Annotated in this window: 20 protein-coding genes and 1 pseudogene; 8 read left to right on the forward strand and 13 right to left on the reverse strand. The window is 70.7% G+C overall.

What is annotated here, in order from left to right:
* Positions 1-138 precede the first annotated feature (138 nt).
* Together AB0937_RS28855 and AB0937_RS28860 are read right to left on the reverse strand one after the other, a co-directional pair.
* Positions 139-1,368, reverse strand: a complete 1,230-nt coding sequence (locus AB0937_RS28855) for a DUF6545 domain-containing protein (RefSeq protein WP_366715575.1) — start codon at positions 1,366-1,368, stop codon at positions 139-141.
* On the reverse strand, positions 1,365-1,976 hold the full coding sequence (locus AB0937_RS28860; RefSeq protein WP_366715577.1) for a toxin-antitoxin system, toxin component family protein: 612 nt from the start codon (positions 1,974-1,976) through the stop codon (positions 1,365-1,367). The genes AB0937_RS28855 and AB0937_RS28860 overlap by 4 nt, the downstream gene beginning before the upstream one ends.
* Before the next feature lie 366 nt (positions 1,977-2,342).
* Between AB0937_RS28860 and AB0937_RS28865 the strand changes: the two genes are divergently transcribed.
* On the forward strand, positions 2,343-3,857 hold the full coding sequence (locus AB0937_RS28865; RefSeq protein ID WP_366715579.1) for an alpha-N-arabinofuranosidase: 1,515 nt from the start codon (positions 2,343-2,345) through the stop codon (positions 3,855-3,857).
* Positions 3,858-3,872: 15 nt separating this feature from the next.
* Here the strand turns inward: AB0937_RS28865 and AB0937_RS28870 are convergent, their stop codons facing one another.
* Positions 3,873-4,859 (reverse strand): hypothetical protein, encoded by a 987-nt coding sequence (locus AB0937_RS28870; protein WP_366715580.1) that lies wholly within the window; start codon positions 4,857-4,859, stop codon positions 3,873-3,875.
* A 217-nt stretch (positions 4,860-5,076) separates the two neighbouring features.
* Positions 5,077-8,055 carry a beta-galactosidase gene (locus AB0937_RS28875; RefSeq protein WP_366715582.1) on the reverse strand — a complete coding sequence of 993 codons (2,979 nt, stop codon included), beginning with the start codon at positions 8,053-8,055 and terminating at the stop codon, positions 5,077-5,079.
* Positions 8,056-8,186: 131 nt separating this feature from the next.
* Here AB0937_RS28875 and AB0937_RS28880 point away from each other — a divergent pair, with 131 nt between their 5' ends.
* Both AB0937_RS28880 and AB0937_RS28885 read left to right on the forward strand, forming a co-directional pair.
* Positions 8,187-8,645, forward strand: a complete 459-nt coding sequence (locus AB0937_RS28880) for an Rrf2 family transcriptional regulator (RefSeq protein ID WP_366715584.1) — start codon at positions 8,187-8,189, stop codon at positions 8,643-8,645.
* Between the two features lie 308 nt (positions 8,646-8,953).
* The gene (locus AB0937_RS28885) at positions 8,954-9,610 is read left to right on the forward strand and encodes a DUF4360 domain-containing protein (protein WP_366715586.1); all 657 of its coding nucleotides are present in this window, start codon (positions 8,954-8,956) and stop codon (positions 9,608-9,610) included.
* 19 nt (positions 9,611-9,629) lie between these two features.
* Here the strand turns inward: AB0937_RS28885 and AB0937_RS28890 are convergent, their stop codons facing one another.
* Together AB0937_RS28890 and AB0937_RS28895 are read right to left on the reverse strand one after the other, a co-directional pair.
* On the reverse strand, positions 9,630-10,046 hold the full coding sequence (locus tag AB0937_RS28890) for a hypothetical protein (protein WP_366715588.1): 417 nt from the start codon (positions 10,044-10,046) through the stop codon (positions 9,630-9,632).
* Positions 10,047-10,079: 33 nt separating this feature from the next.
* Positions 10,080-10,853 (reverse strand): alpha/beta hydrolase, encoded by a 774-nt coding sequence (locus AB0937_RS28895; RefSeq protein ID WP_366715590.1) that lies wholly within the window; start codon positions 10,851-10,853, stop codon positions 10,080-10,082.
* 64 nt (positions 10,854-10,917) lie between these two features.
* On the opposite strand from AB0937_RS28895, the gene AB0937_RS28900 reads away from it, so the two are divergent.
* From AB0937_RS28900 to AB0937_RS28920, 5 genes and pseudogenes are all read left to right on the forward strand, one after another.
* On the forward strand, positions 10,918-11,466 hold the full coding sequence (locus tag AB0937_RS28900; protein WP_366715592.1) for a YciI family protein: 549 nt from the start codon (positions 10,918-10,920) through the stop codon (positions 11,464-11,466).
* Between the two features lie 132 nt (positions 11,467-11,598).
* Positions 11,599-11,679, forward strand: a pseudogene (locus AB0937_RS28905) (PPOX class F420-dependent oxidoreductase); the annotation flags it as partial.
* Between the two features lie 20 nt (positions 11,680-11,699).
* A complete protein-coding gene (locus AB0937_RS28910) occupies positions 11,700-12,758 on the forward strand; it encodes a hypothetical protein (protein WP_366715594.1) in 1,059 nt (352 codons plus the stop codon).
* Between the two features lie 384 nt (positions 12,759-13,142).
* Positions 13,143-14,096 (forward strand): M48 family metallopeptidase, encoded by a 954-nt coding sequence (locus AB0937_RS28915; RefSeq protein WP_366715596.1) that lies wholly within the window; start codon positions 13,143-13,145, stop codon positions 14,094-14,096.
* Positions 14,093-14,644 carry a zinc ribbon domain-containing protein gene (locus AB0937_RS28920; protein WP_366715597.1) on the forward strand — a complete coding sequence of 184 codons (552 nt, stop codon included), beginning with the start codon at positions 14,093-14,095 and terminating at the stop codon, positions 14,642-14,644. The genes AB0937_RS28915 and AB0937_RS28920 overlap by 4 nt, the downstream gene beginning before the upstream one ends.
* Before the next feature lie 7 nt (positions 14,645-14,651).
* Here the strand turns inward: AB0937_RS28920 and AB0937_RS28925 are convergent, their stop codons facing one another.
* The 7 genes from AB0937_RS28925 to chvE all read right to left on the reverse strand — a co-directional run bounded on the left by AB0937_RS28925 (position 14,652) and on the right by chvE (position 24,376).
* On the reverse strand, positions 14,652-16,748 hold the full coding sequence (locus tag AB0937_RS28925) for a caspase family protein (protein ID WP_366715599.1): 2,097 nt from the start codon (positions 16,746-16,748) through the stop codon (positions 14,652-14,654).
* Positions 16,745-17,122: a hypothetical protein gene (locus tag AB0937_RS28930; protein ID WP_366715601.1), complete on the reverse strand. Its 378-nt coding sequence runs from the start codon at positions 17,120-17,122 to the stop codon at positions 16,745-16,747. The genes AB0937_RS28925 and AB0937_RS28930 overlap by 4 nt, the downstream gene beginning before the upstream one ends.
* A gap of 134 nt (positions 17,123-17,256) precedes the next feature.
* Complete coding sequence (locus tag AB0937_RS28935) at positions 17,257-19,056, reverse strand: histidinol-phosphate transaminase (protein WP_366715603.1); 1,800 nt, start codon at positions 19,054-19,056, stop codon at positions 17,257-17,259.
* A gap of 162 nt (positions 19,057-19,218) precedes the next feature.
* A complete protein-coding gene (locus AB0937_RS28940; RefSeq protein WP_366715605.1) occupies positions 19,219-20,367 on the reverse strand; it encodes an aldose epimerase family protein in 1,149 nt (382 codons plus the stop codon).
* 58 nt (positions 20,368-20,425) lie between these two features.
* The gene (gene mmsB, locus AB0937_RS28945; protein ID WP_366715607.1) at positions 20,426-21,670 is read right to left on the reverse strand and encodes a multiple monosaccharide ABC transporter permease; all 1,245 of its coding nucleotides are present in this window, start codon (positions 21,668-21,670) and stop codon (positions 20,426-20,428) included.
* Entirely contained in the window at positions 21,667-23,217 is a 1,551-nt protein-coding gene (gene mmsA / locus AB0937_RS28950; protein WP_366715609.1) for a multiple monosaccharide ABC transporter ATP-binding protein, read from the reverse strand. The genes mmsB and mmsA overlap by 4 nt, the downstream gene beginning before the upstream one ends.
* A gap of 46 nt (positions 23,218-23,263) precedes the next feature.
* Entirely contained in the window at positions 23,264-24,376 is a 1,113-nt protein-coding gene (gene chvE / locus AB0937_RS28955) for a multiple monosaccharide ABC transporter substrate-binding protein (RefSeq protein WP_366715611.1), read from the reverse strand.
* Positions 24,377-24,510 lie beyond the last annotated feature (134 nt).

A 24,510-nucleotide genomic window follows, 5' to 3' on the forward strand; every position in this document is an offset into this window, starting at 1 on the left:
TTCGAGCCATACGGGCCTCGTTCCGGACAGCTCTCACCGTACCTTCACGTTCCGTGCGAGCGGCCTTCCGTGCGGGTCTCGTCCGGGTATTCGGCCGCCCACGGCAACCGTGGCCGCGGGGCGGGCCCGGGGGCGCGGTCAGCCGGTGAGCGACCTGCCGTCCGTGTGGTCGCGGGCCAGGGCGCGGATCGCCCGCAGGTCCTCGGTGCGGCGCAGGGCCCGGGACACGGCGCCGATCTCGCGCAGCAGGTCCGTGGTGTCACGGGCACCGGTGCCCTCGTCGTCCCGCGTCAGGTGCCTGGCGTCGGCCGCGTCCAGGATCGCCGCGGTGGCGGCGAGTGCCTTCGCCCGGTCGGGCGGGTGGCCGAGCGCCAGGGCGGCGTCGTGGAACCGTTCGCGCCGGTCCTCGTCGATGTGCCGGGCGAGCGGCAGCAGCACGTCGCGGATGAACGTCTCCCGGCGGACCAGCCGCAGCTCCGGCGTCGCACGCAGCAGGAACGGGACCCCGGTGCCGTTGACCGTCCTCATCAGCAGGTACAGCGGCCGCAGTTCGTGCAGGGCGAGCCGGACGTGCCAGCGGCCGTGCAGGTACTGCCCGGCGTGCGGCAGGATGAAGCCGACCGCGATGAGCACGGCGGACAGGCAGGCGAGCGGCGGGGCGACAGCGGTGCTCAGCCAGTCCAGGTCCCGCCCGGACCAACGGGCCGCCACGGCGCTGATCTTGGCGGCGTCGAAGAGCAACTGCGCGGCGTAGCCCACGCCGAGGAACTTCAGCCCCCAGCGCAGCAGCGAGTCGAGCCCGTCCGTGCGGACCCAGTTCCAGATCAGCCCGTTGGTGACCAGCGCGGCCACGGTGTGCGCGAGCAGGTACAGCACGATCACCTCGCGCATGTACGGGGTGTTCGCGTAGTACGTGTCGAGATCCCGCAGCCGCTCCACCGGCACGTCCGCGAGGGCGAACAGCACCCACATCGCGACGATCACACTCGAATAGACCGCGACGACCCCGCGCATCGCCCGCCGGGTGCGGTCCGAGCGGTCGGACAGGCCGTTGCGCCAGGAGATGATCAGCAGCAGGCAGAAGGCGCAGAACGCGGTGAGCAGCGAGTAGACCCAGGGGCCGGAGAAGTTCGAAACCCCGGTGAGCCGGTTGACCCGGGCGATCGTCGACGGCGCCACGAAGACGAACACCGCGCAGGCGAGCAGCAGCAGCCCGCCGACCGCGCGCAGCATCGGGTCCTGCCAGAGCCGGATGATGCTCGGCAGTTTGATCGCCAAGGCGGCGGCCAGGACCCCCGCGGGGATCCACCAGAAGTTCGGATAGAACTGGTTGACGAACTCGGCCGGGGTCAGCGCCACCGTCGTCACGGCGCCGCACCTCCTCGCGGCCCCCGGTAGTACAGGGACCGCTGCACGGGTTCGAGGGGTACGTCGGGGTCGCGCCCGCCCGGCAGCAGCGACCGGCACCCCGCCGCCAGCCGGTGTCCGAACGCGTCGGCCTCCGCCTCGTCCCGTTCCCGGGAGCCGTGCCGGGCGGCCACCGCCAGGGCGGCGTCCTCCCAGCCGGGCCGGTCGGCGAACGCGTGGGCCGCCGCCGCACCCGCCCCGTGGTGATGCCCGTGTCCCGCGTGCAGGTGCCACAGCTCGTGTCCGAGGATGACCAGCTGCTGCACGGCCTCGGCCCGTTCCTCGACGATGACGAGGTCGAAGTCCTGGAACTCGACCCACAGGCCGGTCACTTCTATCTCGTCGGGGAAGCGCTCGAACCGCAGCTCCACGGGCCGTCCGCCGCGCCGCGCGCTCATCTCCTCGCACAGCGCCCGGCACAGCGACCGTACGTCGGTGGGCCGCCGGGGTCTTTTCCGGACCGCGGTGGCGAGCTCGGCGGCCAGCCCGCGCATGGCCGGGCCGCTGCGTGAGCGCCTGAGCGCGGCGGCGACTCGGGCGGCCCTGATCCGCGCGCCCGCGATGTCCATCGCTCCCCCTTCTCGGCCCCCGGCCGATGGCTTTGGCGGCGCGTCCGAGACTACGCGCCCGAAAGTGTGCGCGTCATGCGATCCGATGTCCGTAGTTCAACCGGGAACGACCGAACTCGCCCAAAAGTCCTGCGCGAACTTCATGCATGACCCATTGACGCGCAAGCGCTTCGAACTTACGGTCCCGTTCGAAGTTACGAGTGCTATTCGAGATGTCGAACATAGAGACAGATCGTGACAGGCGTGGCCCACACCGGCTTGGCAGGGCAGTGGAACAGCCCCCGAAGAGGCGCGGGGAACCGCCCGATCAACCCCCGCGGACCCGCAGCCGCCACACCACAGAACCACCCACCCCGAAAGGCGACCATGCACACCGCCCGCTTCACCCTCGATCCCGCCTTCACCGTCGGCGACGTGAACCCCCGCCTCTTCGGCAGCTTCGTGGAACACCTCGGCCGCTGCGTCTACACCGGCGTCTTCGAACCGGACCACCCCACCGCCGACGACAAGGGCCTGCGCCGGGACGTCCTGGACCTCGTCCGCGAACTCGGCGTCACCGCCGTCCGCTACCCCGGTGGCAACTTCGTCTCCGGCTACAAGTGGGAGGACTCCGTCGGCCCCGCCGAGGACCGCCCCCGCCGCCTCGACCTCGCCTGGCACTCCACGGAGTCCAACCGCTTCGGCCTCTCCGAGTACATCGACTTCCTGCGCAAGATCGGCCCCCAGGCCGAACCGATGATGGCCGTCAACCTCGGCACGCGCGGCGTCGCCGAGGCCCTCGAACTCCAGGAGTACGCCAACCACACCGCGGGCACCGCCCTGTCCGACCTGCGCGTCTCCCACGGCGACAAGGACCCCTTCGGAATCCGGCTGTGGTGCCTCGGCAACGAGATGGACGGCCCCTGGCAGACCGGCCACAAGACCGCCGAGGAGTACGGCCGCCTCGCCGCCGAGACGGCCCGGGCCATGCGCCAGATGGACCCCGGCGTCGAACTCGTCGCCTGCGGATCCTCCAGCCAGTCGATGCCGACCTTCGCCGAGTGGGAGGCGACGGTCCTGAAGGAGACGTACGACCTCGTCGACCACATCTCGCTGCACGCCTACTACTGGCCCGAGAACGGCGACCTCGACTCCTTCCTCGCCTCCGCCGTCGACATGGAGTCCTTCATCGACAACGTCGTCGCGACCGCCGACCACGTGGGCGCCCGGCTGAAGTCGAAGAAGAAGATCAACCTCTCCTTCGACGAGTGGAACGTCTGGTACCTGCCCGAGTGGGAGGCCCGGGCCAAGACCTTCGGGCAGGACGACTGGCCCGAGGCCCCGCGCCTGCTGGAGGACAACTACAGCGTCACGGACGCGGTCGTCTTCGGCTCGCTCCTCATCGCCCTGCTCCGGCACGCCGACCGCGTCACGGTCGCCTGCCTCGCCCAGCTCGTCAACGTCATCGCACCGATCATGACCGAGCCCGGCGGCCCGGCCTGGCGGCAGACCACGTTCTTCCCGTTCGCACAGGCGGCACGGTACGGCCGCGGCCGGGTCCTGGACGTCCGCGTGGATTCCCCGACGTACGGGACGAAGAAGTACGGCGAGACCGACCTGCTGCACGCCACCGCAGTGCGCGCCGAGGACGGGACCGTCACCGTCTTCGCCGTCAACCGCAGCCGCACCGGCGCCCTGCCGCTCGAAGTCGCCCTCGGCGGCCTCGACCTGACGCGGGTCGTCGAGCACAGCGCCCTCGCGGACGCCGACCCCGACGCCCGCAACACCCTCGACGACCCCGAGCGGGTCACTCCCCACCCCGTCGACGGCACGGCCCTGCGGGACGGCACGCTGAGCGCCGTCCTGGAGCCGCTGTCCTGGAACGTGATCCGGCTGGGGTGAGGACCCGGGACCCGGTCAGCGTTCGATGCGCGGCAGGGCGGTCGAGGACGCCGAGGTCGAGGTCGTCCCGACCGCCCAGTAGCCGTCCGAACCCGGCACCTTCGCCAAGGCGTTCATGACGACGGGGGTGGTGGCCACCGGCCCCCGCTCGCTCACCCAGGCCGCGCCGTCCCAGCGCAGGTAGTGGGCCCGGGTCTGGTCCCAGAAGTCCCAGCCGGCGATCCGGTCGGGCCGCCCTCGCGCGTCGGCGACGATCCCGTTGAGCATGCCGACGCCGAACGGTCCGGAGACGCCCTGCCAGGTGCTGCCGTCACCGTGCAGGAGCAGCACGCCCGGGGGCTTGCCGATCGGACCGCCCACCCCGTAGTCGTGACCGACCAGCCACAGGTCGTCGTCGGCGACCGGCAGCAGCCCCGTGAGGGTCGCCCGGATGCCCTGGTAGGAGGGGAGTTCGGTCCAGGCGGAGCCGTTCCAGCGGGCCACGATGCCGACGCCGTACAGCCAGACGTCGCCGCGCGGGGTGAGGCGGACCCCCGAGGGCGTGGCCGTGGGCGCGCCGGGCGGTGCGGGGAGCCAGGTCCAGGTGCCGCCGTCGTGGTGCAGGAGCAGCCGGCCGTCGGAGGTGCGCCCGGAGAACCAGGCCCCGCCGCCCGGGTCGACCGCGACGTCCGTGAGGGAGGTGCCGGACCGGCCGCGGCCCGGGAAGTCGGTCTCCCGCCAGGTTCCGCCGTGCCACGCGAGCAGATGCGTGGCCCCGGCCGTGTCGGTGCCGATCGCCCACGCCGAGCGGGCGCAGGTCCCGGCGACGGAGTGCAGGTAGCCGCGGAAGCCAGGAGCGCCGGCGCCGGTCCGCGCCCACGCCGCGCCGTCCCACACCAGCGCCAGCGGCGACCCGAGGGTGCCGCCGCTGCGGCCCTCTTCACCCACGGCCCACGCCAGGCCGTCCCCGGCCGCGGCGACGTCCCGCAACTGGGCGGCCGGTGCGCCGTCCGGTACCGGCACGGCCTGCCACTCCCGGGGCGCCCCGGTTGCCCGTGCGGGCGCCGCCGCGGCCCGCCCTCCGCCCACCGGGGCGAGGCCCAGACCCGCCCCGGCACCGGCTAAACCGCTGATGAACCGCCGTCTTCGCACAGAAGTCCCCTCCCTGTGGCAGCCCGAAGGCACACCACGGTGAACCAGCCTGCCGGAGAAGGCAATGCACACGGACGGCCCGATCCGGTCACACCGGTTTCACCGGCACCCCTCCGGCCGCCGCGCCCAGCAGCGTCAGCCGTACCTCACCGGGCCCGGCCGGTGTGGTCCCGTCGGACAGCACCGCCAGCGCCAGTGTGTTGGCGCCACGGGTGCGCAGGACCCCGTTCGGCAGCACGAACGTGTGCTGCGGACCTACGTCGTTGACGTACTGGCCCATGTTCCAGCCGTTGAGGAAGATCTGGACGCGGTAGGCCCGGTCCGGGTCGTCGTCGAGGACGAGTCCGACCGAGGCGTCCACGCCCGGGTCGACGTCCAGCCGGAAGTCCGTCCGGTACCAGGTGACGCCCTGCCGCCGGTCGGCCCGGGGCAGTTCGGCGGCCTTCCAGTCGCCGTCGTCGTACTCGGGCAGGTGCCAGCCCTCGCGCTCCCCGTGGAGGCCGCCGTTGTTCATCGGCCCGCGCACGGGATCCGGCGCGGCGGCGCCCTGGACGCGCCACGTCACCTCGGGCGAGTCGCCCTCGAAGGTGACGGCGGTCAGTCCGCGTGCCGCCTTGTGCGTGTCGAGCGCCTCGCCGTCCATGTCGTGCTGCATCCGCCGCACGAGCACGCAGAGCACATGCCTCCCACGCTTCCCGTCCCGCGCCTCACGGAACTTCTCCCGCAGCCTCTTCGGCAGGTCGAAGTCGGCCTTCGCGGTCCACGTCCCCTGCCGTGCCCGGTCCTTGTCCGGCACCGGCATCCGGTGCGTGCCCAGCGGCTCGCCGTCCAGCCAGGCCATCAGCAGGCCCTGTGTGCCCGTGCTGTAGGCGAGGGACACGGACTCGATGCCGCCGTCGCCGCTCCACTCGCCGCGGTACCAGACGTCGCCGTAGTGGAAGCCGTAGTCGTCGGCGAACAGGACCGGCTGCCCGTCGGGCACCGGCGTGGTGCTGAAGGTCGTCTCCTTGTCGGCCGTCGTCCAGTCCGAGTCGTCGAAGTCCGGCTCGGCCTCGGGGTTCCCGGCCCGCCGCCGCCAGCCGTCGAGGGCGGGCAGGGCCGGCCGGGCCACGCCGGGCAGCGGCCGCAGCGCCAGCAGACTGCCGGAGGCGCTGATCCGGGTGGCGACCGGGCGCCCGTTCCAGGTGACGTGGGTGATGCCGCGCGGCCCCCACACCTCGAGGCCGGTCTGCCCGATGGTGTCGCCGCGGAGATGGACCGTCGAGCCGCGCAGCTCGGCCGACCGCAGCAGGGCGGGGCCGTAGACGAGGAGCGGGCCGGACGGGGTCTCGTAGGGCCACAGCCGCAGCGAGGTGGCGTCGTCGGCGAACAGCACCAGCATCGGCGTGTCCACGCCGTCGCCCTCGACCCGCACCCGGCTCAGTCCGCCGGCGCCGAGGGGGGCCGTGATGTTCAGCTTGCCCAGGTTGTAGGCCCAGGCGGGCTCCGCGTCCAGCCGCATGGGTGTCGGCTCGTCCGCGCACTCCAGGACGACCTGCGCCATCTCGCCCCGGCGGCCCGCGAACACGGCGATGTCCTGGCGTCCGGCGGTCAGGCTCACCATGGGCTGCACGGTGGAGTGCACCAGTGTCCGCCTGCCCAGTCTCAGACCGGCGGCGATCAGCTTGGCGTCCCGGGCCGGGACGGTGACCGGTACGTCGATCCCGGCGTCCGGCAGCGTCGCGGCGACCGCCTCGTCGGTGTCGTTGCGCAGGACGTAGACGTGGGCTCCGGTGTCGGGGTTGGCCAGGTGGTAGACCTTCATCCGCTCGTCGGTCGCCCGCACCGCCTTCGCCCGGTGCAGCTTGGCGAGGTCGGGCACGGACCGCAGCACCTGCCCGATCTGGTGCATCGGGGCGAGCTTCGGGGTGGCGTTGCGCGCCTCGTCGAACGCGGCGCCGTAGTCGTACGAGGTGTAGACCGCCGGCGCGGGCAGCCAGCCCCAGGAGGTGCCGCCGTACGTCATGTAGACGTTGTGCAGGGTGATTCCGTTGGCGAGGTTGGTGAGGTAGAAGCGCCGTTCGTACGCCGCGTCCCGGGTCCGGCGCGCCTCGGCGTACCCCTTGCCGTCGAAGCGGGCCCCGCCCCACGGGTCGAACCAGCCGCCGCCGAACTCGGGCACGAACCCGGGCGTGCGCGGACTGGCCGTCGCCCCGCCCTTGCGGCCGCCGGCCCCGAACGACCCCCAGTCCGGCGGCACGTGGTCCGGCTCCGGGTAGCCGTCGAACCCGTAGAGCCAGCGCCCCTTCTCGCCACCGGTGCCGAACGACCCGGGCGTCCAGGCGCCGTTGCGCCCCTTGTCGTTGTGGAACAGCGGCACGTCGATGCCGTCGGCGCGGACCTTGTCGTACAGGTACGACATGTAGGCGCGCCCGGACGGCTCGTCGACGTGCGCGTCGTACTCGTTCTCGATCTGGTAGAGCAGGACCGTGCCGGTGCCCCGCGTGAACAGGCGCTTGGCCACGATGGCGTTGACGGCGGTCAGCCACTCGTCGACATAGCGCAGATACGTCGGGTCGGAGGTCCGGGCCCGTCCCTCGGTGGCGGTCAGCCAGCCGGGGAAGCCGCCGGCGTCGACCTCCGCGTCGATGTACGGCCCGGGCCGCAGGATCACGTACATCCCCGTCTCGGCGGCCGTCCGCAGGAACAGGTCCAGGTCGCGCACGCCGGTGAAGTCGTAGCGGCCGGGAGCGGGGGAGTGGTGGTTCCAGGCGACGTACACGCTGACGGCGTTGTAGCCGTGCGCACGCATCTTCTCCAGGACGTCCCGCCACAGCGACGGGCTCGGCAGCCGGAAGGGGTGCATCTCACCCGACCACAGCACCAGGCGACGGCCGTCGACGATCAGCGAGTGGTGGTCGAAGCCGATCTCGTGCGGCCTGCCGTCCGCGCTCGGCACCGGTGGCGGCGGGCCGGTGGGTGCGCTGCGTGCCGGGTTGGCGGAGGTCGGCGACCCGCTGCCGGTCAGCGCGAAGCCGAGCGCCGCCGTGCCGGCCAGAGCGTGGAAGGTGCGCCTGCTGAGCTCCAAGGGAGCGCCTCCTGTTGTGCCTTGCGATACGTGGTGCGCGGTGCGTGTGCTTGTCGTACGGGGTGGGTGTGCTCGCTGTGGTGCGCGGTGCGTGTGCTCAATGTCTACAGGGTGACGGCGACAATGGTCCTATGAGGATCTCGGCACGTGCGGACTACGCGGTACGAGCGGTCGTGGAGCTGGCCGTCCGGCAGGGGGAGGGGCCGGTCAAGGCGGAGGCCGTCGCCACCGCGCAGGACATCCCCCACAAGTTTCTGGAGGGCATCCTCGGCGATCTGCGCCGGGGCGGTGTCGTCGACAGCCGGCGCGGCGGGGGCGGCGGCTACCGGCTGGCCCGGGAGGCCTCGCAGATCACGGTCGCGGACGTGATCCGCGCGGTGGACGGGCCGATCGTCTCGGTGCGCGGCGAACGGCCGACCGGCCTCGCCTACTCCGGCACCGCCGAGCCGCTGCTGCCGTTGTGGATCGCCCTGCGGGCCAACGTGCGCCGGATCCTGGAGGGCGTGACGGTCGCCGACCTCGCGGCCGGGGCGCTGCCCGAGCCGGTGGAACGGCTTGCGGCGGAACCGGCGGCCTGGGAGAACCCCTGAGGGGCGGCGGCCGTGCGCGGCGCGGTGCGTGATCCTCATTCCGTCCTCGGGATGTCCTCGGGATGTCCTCGGTCTGACGCCTTGGTGCAACGCACCCTATGCGCCCACCGGAGCCCGGGTGAATTCCCGCCAGTGTGAATGGCCGGAGAGCTACCTGGCCCGCCCCTGCCGCCCTGCGTACGATGCGACCGCTCCCGCCTTCACAGCTCCTTCATGGAACGGTCACAGACCCGGGGGCGCATGCGCTGTCGCTTTGACATGCCCATGTCTATCGCCTGTTCCACCCCCCACGTACGGATGGGAGAACCATGGCCGGTGGCCTGCTCCTGAGCGGCGCGATCGCCGCGCTGCTCACCAGCGCACTTCCCGCACAATCCCCGTCCTCCGGGTTCGACGACCCGCCCCCGGACAAGATCGTCATCAAGGTCGCCACGGTGAACGGCTCCGGCTGCCCGCAGGGCACTGCCGCGGTCGCCGTCTCCGAGGACAACACGGCGTTCACGGTGACCTACAGCGACTACCTCGCCCAGGCCGGCGGGAACTCCGACCCGACCGCCTTCCGCCGGAACTGCCAGCTCAGCCTGATCGTCCACGTCCCCGGCGGCTTCACCTACGCCATCGCGAGCGCGGACTACCGCGGCTTCGCCTCGCTCCAGCGCGGTGCGAGCGCCTCCCAACGGGCCTCGTACTACTTCCAGGGCTCGCCCAGCACGGTGTACCGGAACCACCCCTTCAGCGGCCCCTACAACGACAACTGGCAGGCCACCGACGAGACGGACTGGGCCCAGCTGGTCTACGCGCCCTGCGGAGTGCAGCGCAACTTCAACATCAACACCGAGCTCCGGGTCAACGCCGGCACCCAGTCGGCCGACAAGGTCAGCTTCATGACGATGGACTCCACGGACGGGGACATCAGCACGGTGTACCACCTGGCGTGGAAGGAGTGCCCTCCGAAGAAGTCGTGACGGTGTGAACGGGGCGGTCTCACCGGGCCGTCGGTCCGGGGGGCCGCCCTCGGCGGCGTCCCGCGCCGGCCCCGGCCAGTCCCGTCCCGGCCAGGACCCAGACGGCGAGGGCGGGCAGCGGCATGAAACCGCCCGGGCGGTCGATCTCGTCGGCGAAGGCCAGGGAGAGCACCGCCCAGATCAGTCCGCCGCCGACCATCAGCGCGGTGTTGCCGTGCTCCCGCAGGACGCGCATGCCCGCCCCCAGCAGGAGGGGCATGAGAGCCCACGAAGCGGCCGTGGTCACCAGCCACTCGAAGGCGCCGGCGAACATCGTCGCCTCATCCGTCGCCGCTTTGCCGCGGGCCCAGGCGTAGCCGGCGGTCATCAGGGCGTGGCAGGCGGCGGTGGCTACGGCGACGGTGACGGCGCCTTTGGCACGTCGTACGGACCGCATGGCGGGGATCCCCGTTCCTCGGAGGAGGGCCGGTCAGCCCCGGGGCGTCAGCGCCGCCGCGGTGGCCTCCACGAAGGCCTCCGGGTTGTCCAGCATGATGTTGTGGCCGCAGTCGGGGATCGCGACGACGGACACTCCGGCCTCGGTGAGAGCGTCGGTCCCGGGGAGCGGGCCGCCGGACTCGGGAAGCAGGAAGGTGCGGGGGATCTTCAGGTCCAGCAGCAGCTCCCGCATCGTGGGGGTCGTGCCGCGGGTGAGGTGGAACGCGCTGCGGTGCAGGGCCGCACGGCCGGCCAGACGCATCGTGGACCACCAGTGGGGGCCGACCCGGTCACGGACCTCCGCCCAGCCGCCCGCCAGGAACTCTTCCTCCGTGTAGGCGGCGATGCCGCTGCTGCCCGATGAGCCGGGTTCGCGCGGGATCGGGTCGAGGTTCGCGTCGACGAGCACCAGGCGGGAGACCAGGTGGGGGTGGCGGGCCGCCAGCACGATCGCCACCGAGCCGCCCATGCTGTGCGCGATCACTTCGGCGGCCGAGACACCCGCCGCCGTCAGGGCGCCGGCGAGCGCGTCGGCGTGGGACTCCAGGGTGTAGTCGAAGTGCGCCGGGCGGTCGCTGATGCCGTGGCCCAGCAGGTCGACCAGCAGGGAACGGCGTCCGGCCAGGCGCGGGTCGACCGCGGCTTCCGTGAAGTAGGCCGGGGACGTGGCGCCCAGCCCGTGCACGTAGACCCGCGGCGGCTCCTGCCCCGGCAGTTCGACCCAGCGGATTCGGTCGTCCTCGGGCGTTACGGCGGCGCTGCGCACGGTCGGCATCTCCTGCGGGCGTGACATCGGTGTCGGTGGACGGTCAACAGTAGCCTCCTGCGGCATGGAGTTCTTCTGCTATCACCGGGACCGGCCCGGGTCCCTCCCGTTGCGCGAGGAGCTGGGGGAGGCGCACTGGGCCTACATGGACCGCTACGAGGCGGAGCTGATCGCCCGCGGCCCGACCTTCGCCGCGGACGGGGAGACGCCCACCGGCAGCGTGCACATCGTCGGTCTGCCGGACCCCGCAGCCGCCCGCGCGTTCGCCTTCGACGAGCCCAGCCACCAGGCCGGGGTGTACCGGGACGTCCTGCTGCGGCGGTGGCGCAACCTGCTGGGCCGCACCATGTGGGACTTCCCCGGCGGCCGTTCGGGAGGCCACCGCTTCCTCGTCATCGGCCTCGGCGACGGTCCGGCCGCCGACCTCGACGTACCGTCCTGCCGCGACGAACTGATCGCGTACGGGCCGCTGTTGTCCGACGACGGAGCCGTGTGGCTGGGTACGGCCGCCCTGCTGCGGGCGCCGGACGCCGAGGCGGCCCGGGCCGTGCTGACCCGCGAGCGGTACGCCGGCATCGAGGTGCACGACTGGGAGTTCGGCGGGCGGCGGTGAGGGAGGGGGCCGCCCGGTGGATGAGCGGCCCCCCCCCGGCGGCGCGTGCCGTGTGTGCCCGGCGCCAGTCCTGTTCCACGCCGAGGGCCGGGGTGCCCGCGTAACCGGCGGACGTCGTGCTGCCGAGCGCGGCAACTCGTCGATGAGCGGCAGGTCGTCATCAGGCTGAAGGTGGACCGGCTGTACGGGACCGCGCTCGACCTCGAGGGATAGGGCTGCGGCACGATGAGCGCATGAACGCACAACGGGGCAGCACTGACGAACACACCCTCGCGGACCTCGCCCGGCGACTCCTCGCGGTGGACACCGGCGGCTGGTCGCCGGAGGGGGTGCAGACCATGGCTGACGGGCTCGGCTGGGCCCGGGGCGGTACCGCGGACCATCCCGTCCTGGTCACCGGCCGGTCCGCGGGCGATGCCCGCCTGCGTCCGGTCGGCCGGTACGAAGAGCGGTACGCCGAAGGCGAGTCGTACGTGGAACTCGCCGTGCCGGTGGCGACCGCGGCATCCGACGCCGCGGCGCAGGCCGCCGCCTTCCGCGCAGCCGGCGAGGAATTGACCGCGGCCCTGGGGCGGCCGTCCGTCATGGGTTCGCACGGAGAGATGGGCCCCTTCTACGACAGCGGGCCGTTCTGGGGCGCCCCCTTCCTGCGCTGGCGCGGCAGTGGGGACACCCTGGAGCTGCGCGCCGGGAAGGCGGGACCGGAGCTGGTCCTGCAGCCCACCGGCCCGGCGGAGAACTGGTTCTGGCGGCAGGGCCACGGCGAAGAGCACGCGATCAGCGGCTTCTTCGGCAGCAATCGCGACCCGGCCAACGCCGGCCTCGGCTTCCCCGGCGGCTGGACCGCCCGCAGCTGGGAGACCGTCACCCGGTCGCTGGGAGATTTCCTGGGAGCCCTGCCCGCCGAGTCCGTCGCCCTCGGCGTCGGTTTCGGCATGCCGTTCTACGGGCGGACCCGTGGCAGTGCGCCGCTCCTCTTCGACGTGACGTGCGGGGAGCGGCTGTCGATCGGCTGCTTCGCGCCGGACGGCGTCGACGCGGCCTCGCTCGGCTGGGGCACCGTCGCCGAGCACCCGGGCACGGCCTCGGTCTGGAGCGACGACGATCCGGTCTGGCGGGTCGACGCGGGTGGTCCCGGCGAGCCCAAGGGCCGCGCCCTCGCCGAGATGCTCGTGGCGACGGCCAGGGCGGCGGGGGTGAGCGAACCGACCGATCTGATCCTCGGCGGTGAGGCCGAGTACGTGGACGGCTATCACGTGACGTACTACGGGCTGGGTCTCCGCACCGGCTGATTCCCGGCGGACGTCGAAAGCCCCGGTGCGGTGATTCCGCCCCGGGGCTTGGTAGTTGCCGCGCGGACCATTGACGCGCAAAGGGTTCGACTCTACGGTCCGTTCGAAATTGCGAGCAACGTTCGGAATGTCGCGTCAGTGGTCCTGGCTCAACCACACGTGCCGGGCAAGTCGACCCCAGGCGGTAACACGAGATGACTTTCCGTCAGCCATTCGCCGTACCCCCTGACCGGTGACGGGCTGATCCCATGGCCGGGGCGTCGTATTTCTCGCTGGAAGAGCATCCGGGCGTGTGTGCCGCGGCACCACGATGCAGACAGGCCGGGCGAAACGGGGCGCTCCCGGGGCATCGGCCTGCGATTGCCGCACCCCTGGGGGGAAAACTTGAGCCACGCTTCCTTCGACATCCATGACATCCTCCATCCCCTTGATCTCGCCGCCCGGCAGCAGCTGGAGAAGATTCCGGGGTTGCAGGCGGCGGTGAGGAAGTACCGCGGCTTGGTCGCGGACCGCCGTGACCGTGCCATGCTGCTGTCCAACGCGATCCGGCTGGGCCCGCGCCAGGTGCCGGACGTCCACAGACTGCTGCCGCCGATCTGCGCGTCCTTCGGCATCGAGGAACCCGAGCTCTACCTCATGCCGGGTCCGGCCAACGCGATGACCATAGGGCACTCCAGAACCTGTGTCGTCATCCACAACGAGCTGCTCCTGGACCTTCCCGAGGACGAGATCCAGGCGGTGCTGGCCCACGAATGCGGCCACATCATGGCCGAGCACGTGCTCTACCGCCAGATGTCGATCGCGCTGTTCAGCGGCATGGGTTCGCTGGGCGGCAAGGCGGGCATCGTGGCCGCGCTGTTCTCGGAACCCCTGAAGGCGGCCCTGCTGGACTGGTACCGCAAGAGCGAACTCACCGCGGACCGGGCCGCGGTGATGTTCATGGGAGGCCCCGAGGAACTGCAGAGAGCCCTCTTCCACCTCCACGGGATTCCCAAGTGGCTGCCCAAGGAGCAGATCGACTACGAGGCGTTCACCGCCCAGGCCGACGAGTTCGACGCGGCGATGAACGAGACGAAGCTGGACCGCTTCCTGCTGCGCCACATGGACAAGGAGATGACCCACCCCAACCCGGCACTGCGCTTACGGGAGATCGGACGCTGGGCGCAGTCGGAGACGTACCGGCAGGTCCGAGCGATCGCTCAGGCCGCAAAGACCCCAGCCTCCTTCGAGGGTGACCCGGACGACTGCGGCGGATGCGGCCGCCCCGTCCGCACCGACTGGCTGTTCTGCCAGAGCTGCGGAAACGGCCTCAGGACCACGGCGGAGGCGAGCTCATGAGCGCGTTCAGCAGCGAGAAACTCATCACCGTCGTGGTCGCCGACCTTGCGCCGGTGGCCGACGACGTGGTCGCCCACTTCAAGGAACGGGACTACGACACCGCCTGCGCCGCGGTGCCGGGCGGCGGACAAGAGGTCAGCATCACCAAGGGGGGCGTGTTCAAGAAGGCGCTGGGTCTGCGCACCGCGCTCAAGATCGAGATCTTGCCGCAGCCGACAGGGACGCTGGTCAGGGCAGGGGTGGGGATCTTCGGAAAACAGGCGGTACCCTTCGCGATCGCCATGCTCGTCACCTGGCCGGTCCTCCTGACCCAGATCTGGGGGCTCATCAACCAGGCCGGACTGGACGACGAGGCGATCAAGGTGACCGAGCTGAGTCTGAACCGCCTGTCCCGGTTGGCGGGCGCGCCCGACATCACGGATGGGCTTGCCAAGTCGTCCGACCAGGCGCCGGGGTTCTGCCATCGGTGTGGTCAAGCGCGAGCCGTCGATGCCGACTTCTGCACGCGGTGCGGTGCTCCGCGCCTCGATCACATGGCAACCCCATAGGGGCCGGTCACAGGGTCGCCACATAGCGGGAGACCGCGGCGGCCGCGTTCTCCACCACGCCCCGTACCGTGGCCAGCGCATCCAGGACGCCCGCGTTGCGCAGATCGTCCGTCGCGCCACCGCCCCGGTCGAACCCGGCCGGCATGCCGGCCGGGCCGGTGGCGAGCAGTGCCGTCACACGGCCGGGATCCTGGCCCGTGTTGCGCACGATCTGCCGCAACGGGGCAGCGAGCGCGGCACGGAACAGTTCGGCGTCCGCGCCGAGCGCCTGCCCCACGCGATACAGCCCGGTGCCGCCCCCGGGCAGTACGCCGGAGCGGGCCGCCGAGCGGGCGACGGCGAGTGCCCGGACCGCCGCAGTGCGTGCCGCACTCCCGGTCGGGCCCGCGTACACGCGGAGCCGCCCGCTGCCGGGCGGCGCGGTTCCGGGAAGCCCGGTGACGACGGTGGAGGACGGCGCGATCAGCGCCCGCGCGGCCAGGCCGAGCGGGTGCCCGGCCAACAGGGCGTGGCCCGTCCGGGCGCACAGCGCGTCCCAGTCGACAACGGCGTCCGTGGGACGCACCACCACGGTCGGCGCGAAGAGACCGTGCAGGCAGCTCATGGCGAAGACGTCGACCCGCGGTGCGACGACCAGGAGCGGTTTCCTCTCCAGCCAGCCGATCGCCTGCAGTTCCTCGACCGGCAACTTTCCTTCCGGCGCGACGAGGACGTACGGCTCGTGGAGGGTCAGGGGACGGCTGGCGGAGTTCGGCACCAGGACCGACGCGTCCAGGGCGAGCCGGCTGACGACGGAGAGCCCCGGTCCGGGGAGGGCGGTTGTCCGGGTGCCGGCGGCGATCTCGACCTGGTCGACCCCCACGCGGGCGATCGCCGACATCACCAACTTCCCTCCCTGGGAGTCCCCCAGAGCCGTCGACACGGCCCGGCGCAGTTCTTCCTGAGAGGGCGGTCGCGGGTCGTCGAGCCGCGGCCGGTCCAGTCGGCGCAGGACGGCAGCGGCTTCTTCCTCGACGCGGTCGGTGACCTCCTGCCAGCGCGCGCCCGCGCGCACCGCCGTATGGACGGCGAAGAGCAGCTCATCGGCGACCACCGCTGCGGTAGCCGCCCCGTCGCCGTAGTCCCGGCGCATGTCCGTCATCACGTCGTGGACCAGTTCGATACCCGGCAACCACCGGGGGACGGTCCTCTCGACGACCGCTTCGAGTGCGGCGAGGGAGTCCCCGCCGCCGGGGCCGAGTTCGGGACGCACCGCGCTCACACCGACGTGGATCCCTACGACGAGATCCGAGGCGTCCGTCCCCTTCTCCGAGGCCATGTCCCGCCCCGTGGTGACGCGCCGACGCTGTGAAAGCCATCGCAGCGCGCCGGACCATGGGTTGCGCATGAGCTGGAGCCCTCGAATCGTGTCCTCGTGGCACTGCGCCGGTCGTGGCCAGCCACGGTCGATCATGATCTTTCGGGTGTAGACGAAGAGGTCTTCAGGGGTGAGATACGGCCGTCCGCTGGGGACCCCGTTGCCGATGACCTCCAGCAGCCCGCCCGTGAACGCGGTGTGCCGGTGGCCCGCGGGGGCCTTGCTCGGCAGAGTGGAGACCGTCGATGACAGGACGTACGTCCCTTCGATGCCCAGTTGCCCCATGACGAGCGAGGACGCGTCCGCCATGACGCCGACCGCTCGTCCGCTGTAGCAGCAGTCGAGGACGACCACGAGTCTTCGGGCACGGCGGACCGCGAGGATGTCCCGGACGTCGGAGTATCTCAAGCCGGTGAGCAGCGGCAGCTCGGGGCTCGTGCGGCCGGTGGCCAGCACCAGTTCGCCGGTGCCCTCATGGATCAGTCCATGCCCGGCGTAATAGACGAGCAGGGTGTCCAGAGGCTCACCCGCTGCTTCGGCCAGTACCGTGCTGACATCGGCCGCGTCCCTCTTGTCGGGCAGGACGACGCAGCGTTCACGAGGCAGCCCCCACGTGGCCGCGTCACAGAGGGCCGCGGCCAGATCAGTGAGGTTGTTGCCGACAGCGGGCAGCCGATCCAGGTCCTCGTACACGTCGTTGCCGATCAGCACCGCCATGGACTGGAGCGGATCGGCGGTGTCGGTCACGACGCCTCGTCGGCGGGTGCCTCGTCCTCGAGGCCGGAGTGTTCCTCCAGTACCCGGTTGATCAAGGCGGCTGGATCCTTGACGCTCGCCTCCACCTCCACGCTGCCCCGCGGGCCTTCGACCCTCACCCTCACCGGCGTCACCCGGCTCTGCAGCCACACCGAGACGGTCTCGGCCAGCACCGCCCCGGCACCCCCCGCCCCGAACGACGCGAGGAGGATTTCGCTGACCCCGCCCATGTCGTCCCGTCGGATCACGGGTGCGGGGCGAGTGAAACGGACCTGCCGCAGATCGGGCTCCCGAAGGAGCCATTGCTGCAAGGAACGCAGGTCTGCCTCGACCTGGCTGGACGTGACGGTGATGGTGATGTCCACGTCTGTACTGTGCCATGGCAGGTGCTCCCGCCGTGGCCGGATCGCGGAGGTTCGGGAGGATCGGTCGGGCAAGGCCGGATACGGGTGAACTGGCGCCGAGAAGAGGCGAGTTCAGCTGTACCGACTGCGCCGGACTACCCGGCCTGGCCCATCCCCGCCGCGTTCGGCCAGTTCTGGGCGGCGGGCCAGCCCGTGGCCGGGGCCGGGGTCAGGCCGTTCGTGCCGCGGACCTGGGCGGCCGTCAGGCCGCCGCGGGCCGGGACGCCGGGTGGCGTGGGCCCGGTGAACGGGGGCGCCATGGGCGACGGTGCGGGAGCCGGCGCCGGAGCAGGGACCGGCGCCGGGGCTTGGGCCGCGGGTGCCAGCGGCGGGACGGGGGCCTGAGCCGCGGGGGCCATGGGCGGCGCCGGGGCGGCCATCGGCTGAGGCGCGGGCTGCGGCATCTGCTGGGGGATCTGCGGCTGCGGCATCTGTGCCGCGGCCGGCATCGGCATCCCGCCGCCCGCACCCGCCGGTACGGCGGACGCGGCGGCGGGGAGCGGCATGCCGATGCCGGTGGCCGGAGTGGGGGCGGGAGCCGGGGCGGGCGCCGCCGGGGCGAGTCCCGGCCCGCCCGTACTCGCGGCCGCCGGGGCGGGCGCGAGCCCCGGGCCCCCCGTCGCCGCGGCGGCGGCCGGCGCCGGGGCCGACCCCACCGCCTGCGCCGCGAGCCCCCGCACGCCTGCCCCGTTCGTCTCGCTCACCAGCCGGTCCACGGCCGCCGTACCCGAGCTGTAGCTGGTCCCATGTCCCAGCTCGGGTACGGCGGCTCCCCTCCTGGACGTCCCGTAGAGCACCTGTTCCAGGCCGGACACCAGGCGACGCACGTCCACCTGGGGGCGCACCACGAGACGCAGGAAGCGGCTGGACGAACCGATCTTGTTGCCGCACTCGCGGACCAGGATCCGGTGCTCGGTGAGCATCCGGTCCCGGACCACGGTGCCCTCGGCGCCCACGGGGAGGCGGACGAAGAGGAAGTTGCCCTGCGACGGGTAGACCGTCAGACCGGGCAGGGAGGACAGCTGGCCGGCCATGTCGAGCCGGTCGCGGCGCACCTGCTGGAGGCTCTGCGCGTACTCGGCGCCGTGCTCCTTCAGCATGAAGACGACGTGCTCGGCGAAGGAGTTGAGGTTCCACTTCGGGAGCATCGAGCGGATGCGGCCCGCGAGCGCCGGGTTGGCGACGAGGTAGCCGAAGCGTATGCCGTGCAGGCCGAAGTTCTTGCCGAGGCTGCGCAGCACGACCACGTTGGGCCGCAGCATCGCCTCCTGGACGACGGACGGCTCGGCCTCGGCGTCCGCGAACTCCAGGAAGGACTCGTCGATGACGACCAGGTCGAGGTCGGCCATGGCGTCCATGAACTGGACGATGGCGTGCTTGTGCAGGAAGCCGCCGTCGGGGTTGTTGGGGTTGCAGATCACGGCGACGCGGGTGCCGCGGGCCCGGATGAACTCGGCGTACTGGGCGAGGTCGAGGGCGAAGCCGCTGGACTCCTGGAGCGGGAACATGTCGACCCGCTTGCCGGTCTCCATGGGCTGGTCGGTCCAGCGGCCGAAGGTGGGGACGGGGACGGCGAGGGACTCGCGGACCAGCAGATGGTCGATCCAGGTGATCAGCTCGGTCGAGCCGTTGCCCATGGCCACGCACTGCGGCGGGAGCTGGAGCAGGCTGCACAGCTCGGCCGTGATGGTGTCGGCGCTGCTCGGGTAGTACGTGATGATGTCGCGCAGCCGGACCGCCATGTCCTCGAACATGGCCGGGGTCGGGAAGTACGGGTTGCAGGGGATACAGAAGTCCACGGGGCCGGCTCCCTCGCCGCCCTCACGTGTCAGAGCCGCCATCGACGGGCTGTGTGCCGCGGTACTGCGGAACAGCGACGTGACGTTGTCGGCCATGGAACCTCCGTATGGGGCGGGCCCGTTGGGGACGGACGGGCCCGACGTTTAAGGGCGGCCCGCGCGGGGGAGCGCGGGCCGCCCTTACATACGGCGGCCGAGGTGACACCGTTCAACCGTCGGCAAACCGGTCAGAACATGTGCCGTACCTGTGAAGACTTGTCAGCAGCCGAACGAGTGGATCGTCGTCGTCCGGTACGTCTGCCCCGGTCGCAGCACCGTGGAGGGGAACTTCGGCTTGTTCGGCGAGTCCGGGAAGTGCTGCGTCTCCAGGCACAGCGCGTCGCCCTGCCGGTAGGTGCGGCCGGACGGGCCGGTCAGTGTGCCGTCGAGGAAGTTGCCGGAGTAGAACTGCAGGCCCGGCTCGTTCGTGGCGATCTTCAGGGTGCGGCCGGAGGCCGGGTCGCGCAGGGTCGCGACGTGCTCGGGCCGGGCGGTGATGCCCTTGTCGAGCACCCAGTTGTGGTCGAAGCCCTTGGCGGTGACCAGCTGCGGGTGCGAGGTCCGGATGTCCCGGCCGATCGGCTTGGCCCGGCTGAAGTCGAAGGGAGTGCCCGCGACCTTGGCCAGCTCGCCCGTGGGGATCAGGCCCGCGTCGGTGGGCGTGTAGCGGGAGGCGGCGATCTGCAGCTCGTGGTCCTCGATCGTGCCGCTGCCCTCACCGGCCAGGTTCCAGTAGACGTGGCTGGTGAGGTTGACGACGGTGGCCTTGTCGGTGGTGGCCTCGTAGTCGATGCGCCAGTCGCCGTGCCGGGTGAGCGTGTACGTCACCTTCGTCTTGAGCGTGCCCGGGTAGCCCATCTCGCCGTCGACGGACGTGTAGTACAGGTGCAGGCCGACGTCGGAGCCCTTCACGAACGGCTCGACGTCCCACACGCGCTTGTCGAAGCCCTGCGCGCCGCCGTGCAGGCTCTGCTCACCGTCGTTGACGGACAGCTGGTAGTTCTTGCCGTCGAGGGTGAACTTGCCCTTGCCGATGCGGTTGCCGTACCGGCCGATCAGGGCGCCGAAGTACGGGGTCTTCGCGACGTAGTCCTCGAGGTTGTCGAAGCCCGCGGAGACGTTGGCGTACCGGCCGCGACGGTCGGGGATCTCCAGGGACTGGACGACACCGCCCCAGGACAGGACCTTCAGGCGGGTGCCGCCGTTCTCCAGCGACCAGCGGTGGACCTTCGTGCCGTCGGCCAGTTTGCCGAAGAGCGTCTTCAACGGCTTCCTGCCTCCCGTGGCGTGCGCCGTGCCGCCGAGCGTGGTGGCGGCCATGCCCGCCGCCGCTGCTCCGGCGATGACCGTGCGTCTGTTCAGTTCCATGCGTGCGGCTCCCGTATGAAGGAGAGGGCCCCGCCTTCCGGCGGGGCCCCGATCTGACTTACGAACCGACCTTGCGCTTGTTCCACACGTCGAACCCGACCGCCGCCAGCAGCACCAGGCCCTTGATGACCTGCTGCCAGTCGGTGCCGATGCCGACGAGGTTCATACCGTTGTTCAGCACGCCCAGGACCAGGCCACCGATGATCGCGCCGAGCACGGTGCCGACACCGCCGCTCATCGACGCACCGCCGATGAACGAGGCCGCGATCGCCTCCAGCTCGAAGTTGAGGCCGGCCTTGGGAGAGGCCGCGTTGAAGCGGGCGGCGAAGACCAGACCCGCCAGGGCCGCGAGCATGCCCATGTTCAGGAAGACCAGGAAGGTGACCTTCTTGTCCTTCACACCCGACAGCTTGGCCGCCGGGAGGTTGCCGCCGATCGCGTAGATGTGGCGGCCGATGATCGCGTTGCGCATGACGTAGCCGAAGCCCACGAGCAGCACGCCCAGGATGAGCAGCACGATCGGGGCGCCCTTGTAGCTGGCCAGCAGCATGGTGAGCGTCAGCACCGCGGCGCCGATCGCGACCAGCTTCAGCAGGAACAGCTTGGCGGGCGGGACCTCCAGGTCGAACTCCTGCTGCCGCTTGCGGTCACGGACCTCCTGGAAGATCACGAAGGCGATCATCGCGAAGCCCAGCAGCAGGGTGAGGTTGTGGTAGTTCGTGTTCGGGCCGACCTCGGGCAGGAACCCGTTGGCGACCTTCTGCAGCCCGTCCGGGAACGGGCCGAGGGTCTGGCCCTCCAGGAAGATCTCCGTCAGACCGCGGAAGATCAGCATGCCCGCCAGGGTCACGATGAACGACGGTATCCCGCCGTACGCGATGAAGAACCCCTGTACGGCACCCGCGACCGCGCCCACGGCCAGGCACAGCACCACGGCCAGTGGCCACGGCAGGTCCTGCTTGACCATGAACACGGCGGCCATCGACCCGACGAAAGCCGTCAGCGATCCGACCGAGAGGTCGATGTGGCCGGCGATGATGACCAGCATCATGCCGATCGCGAGGATCAGGATGTAGCTGTTCTGCAGCACCAGGTTGGAGACGTTGCGCGGCAGCAGCAGGTCGCCGTCGGTCCAGACGGCGAACAGGACCACGATCAGGCCCAGCGCGATCAGCATGCCGTACTGCCGCATGTTGCGGCGCATGCCGTCCATCACCAGCTGCAGCAGGCCGTCGGCCGCGGCCCCTCCGCTCTTGCCCGGCGGCGCGGGGGCCGGGCTCTTGGCGGTCACGTCCGTGCTCATCGGGTTACCTCTTTGTCCTTCGTCATCTGACGCATCAGCGATTCCTGGGAGGCCTCGGCCCGCGAGAACTCACCCGTCAGCCGCCCCGCGGCCATCGTGTAGATGCGGTCGCACATGCCGAGCAGCTCGGGCAGCTCGGAGGAGATGAAGACGACCGCCTTGCCCTGGGCGGCCAGCTGGTCGATGACCGTGTAGATCTCGTACTTGGCGCCGACGTCGATACCGCGCGTCGGCTCGTCCAGGATCAGCACGTCCGGACCCGAGAAGATCCACTTGCTGAGGACGACCTTCTGCTGGTTGCCGCCGGAGAGCTTGCCCACCGGTTCGAACACCGTCGGCGCCTTGATGTTCATGGACTTGCGGAAGCCCTCGGCGACCTGCCGCTCCTCGTGCTCGTCGACCACACCCCGCTTCGCGACCTTGCCCAGGGCGCTCAGCGAGATGTTCCGGTTGATGGTGTCGATGAGGTTGAGGCCGTAGTGCTTGCGGTCCTCGGTGACGTACGCGATGCCGTGCTTGACCGCCTCCGGGACGGTCTTCGTACGGATCTCCTTGCCGTCCTTGAGGACCGTGCCGTCGGCGTACCGGCCGTAGGTCCGCCCGAAGACGCTCATCGCGAGTTCGGTGCGGCCGGCGCCCATCAGGCCCGCGATGCCGACGATCTCCCCGCGCCGCACGTGGAGCGAGACGTCGTCGCACACCTTGCGCTGCTGGTCGATCGGGTGGTGCACGGTCCAGCCCCGGATCTCCAGGGCCGGGGCCGCGCCCTCCTCGGGCTCGTGCGGGGACCGCTCCGGGAAGCGGTTCTCCAGGTCCCGGCCGACCATGCCGCTGATGATCCGGTCCTCGGTGGTCTCCGGGGCCTTCACGTCGAGGGTCTCGATGGTCTGGCCGTCGCGCAGGATCGTCACCGAGTCGGCGACCTTGCGGATCTCGTTGAGCTTGTGGGAGATGATGATCGAGGTGATGCCCTGCTTCTTCAACTCCAGGATCAGATCCAGGAGTTTGCCGCTGTCCTCGTCGTTCAGGGCTGCGGTCGGCTCATCCAGGATGAGCAGCTTCACCCTCTTCGACAGGGCCTTCGCGATCTCCACGAGCTGCTGCTTGCCCACGCCGATGTCGGCGACGCGGGTGTCCGGGTGGTCGGACAGGCCGACCCGGCGCAGCAGTTCGGTGGCGTGCCGCAGGGTCTCGGTCCAGCTGATGATCCCGCGGGTGGCGTGCTCGTTGCCGAGGAAGATGTTCTCCGCGAGGGAGAGGTAGGGCACCAGGGCCAGTTCCTGGTGGATGATCACGATGCCGCGTTCCTCGCTGGCCCGGATGTCCTTGAACTGGCAGACCTCTCCCTCGAAGAGGATGTCGCCCTTGTACGTGCCGTGCGGGTGGACGCCGGAGAGGACCTTCATCAAGGTCGACTTGCCGGCGCCGTTCTCCCCGCAGATGGCGTGGACCTCGCCCTGCCGGACGGTCAGCGTGACGTCCGACAGCGCCTTGACGCCGGGAAAGGTCTTGACGATCGAGCGCATTTCCAGGACGGGTCCCGCCATGGTCGTGCCTTCCAATCAGTGGTGAATCGTCGGTGGGTGGCGGGGACTACTTGAGGTCGCTCTCCTTGATGTAGCCGGAGTCGACGACCTCCTTCTGGTAGTTCGACTTGTCCACCGCGACCGGCTCCAGCAGGTAGGCCGGGACGACCTTCGCGCCGTTGTCGTAGGTCTTGGTGTCGTTGACCTCGGGCTTCTTCTTGTTGAGCAGCGCGTCGACCATGTTGGAGGAGACCTTGGCGAGCTGGCGGGTGTCCTTGTAGACGGTCATCGACTGCTGGCCGGCGATGATCGACTTCACCGAGGCGACCTCGGCGTCCTGACCGGTGACGACCGGCAGCGGCTTGCTCTTGGAGCCGTAGTCGTCGGACTTCAGCGCCGACAGGATGCCGATGGAGATGCCGTCGTAGGGGGAGAGGACGGCGTCGACCCGCTGGCTCTTGTAGGCCGAGGTCAGGATGTCGTCCATGCGCTTCTGGGCGGTGCCGCCGTCCCAGCGCAGGGTGGTGACCTGGTTGAGCTTGGTCTGGCCGGAGCGGACGACGAGCTGCTTCTTGTCGATGTAGGGCTGGAGGACGTTCATCGCGCCCTGGAAGAAGTAGCGGGTGTTGTTGTCGTCGTTGGAGCCGGCGAACAGCTCGATGTTGAACGGGCCCTTCTTGGAGCCGTCCTTCAGGCCGAGCTTCTCGACGATGTAGGTGCCCTGGAGCTCGCCGACCTTCTCGTTGTCGAAGGAGGCGTAGTAGTCGACGTTCTGCGTGCCGAGGATCAGGCGGTCGTAGGAGATGACCGGGATGTTCGCGTCCTTGGCCTGCTGGAGCACGTTGTTCATCGACTTGTTGTCGATCGCGGCGATGATCAGCGCCTTGACGCCCTGCGTGATCAGGTTCTCGACCTGCGAGACCTGCTGGTCGGGGTCGTCCTCGCCGTAGACCAGCTTGGTCTTGTAGCCCTTGGACTCCAGGTCCGTGACGACGTTCTTGCCGTCGGCGATCCAGCGCTCGGAGGACTTGGTCGGCATCGCGATGCCGATGGTGGCGCCCTTGGTGTCGCCCCCGCTCTCCTTGCTGCCGCCCTCACCGCTCTGGCCGCAGGCGGACAGGGTCAGGGCGAGGGAGGCGGCTCCGGCTATGGCGGTGACTGCGGCTCTGCGGATACGCATGATCATCATCCTTGATCTGTGGCAGGGCTCGGTCTGAGGCGCGAAGTCGCTCAGGGGTGGTCGTGCCGGAAAGACCGAGAAGAGATGTGGTGGATTGTGGTCGACTGTGTCTTCTTTTGTGAAGCCGAGTAGCC

Origin of the sequence: Streptomyces sp. NPDC047880, assembly GCF_040706515.1 — a bacterium.
Lineage (GTDB): Bacteria > Actinomycetota > Actinomycetes > Streptomycetales > Streptomycetaceae > Streptomyces.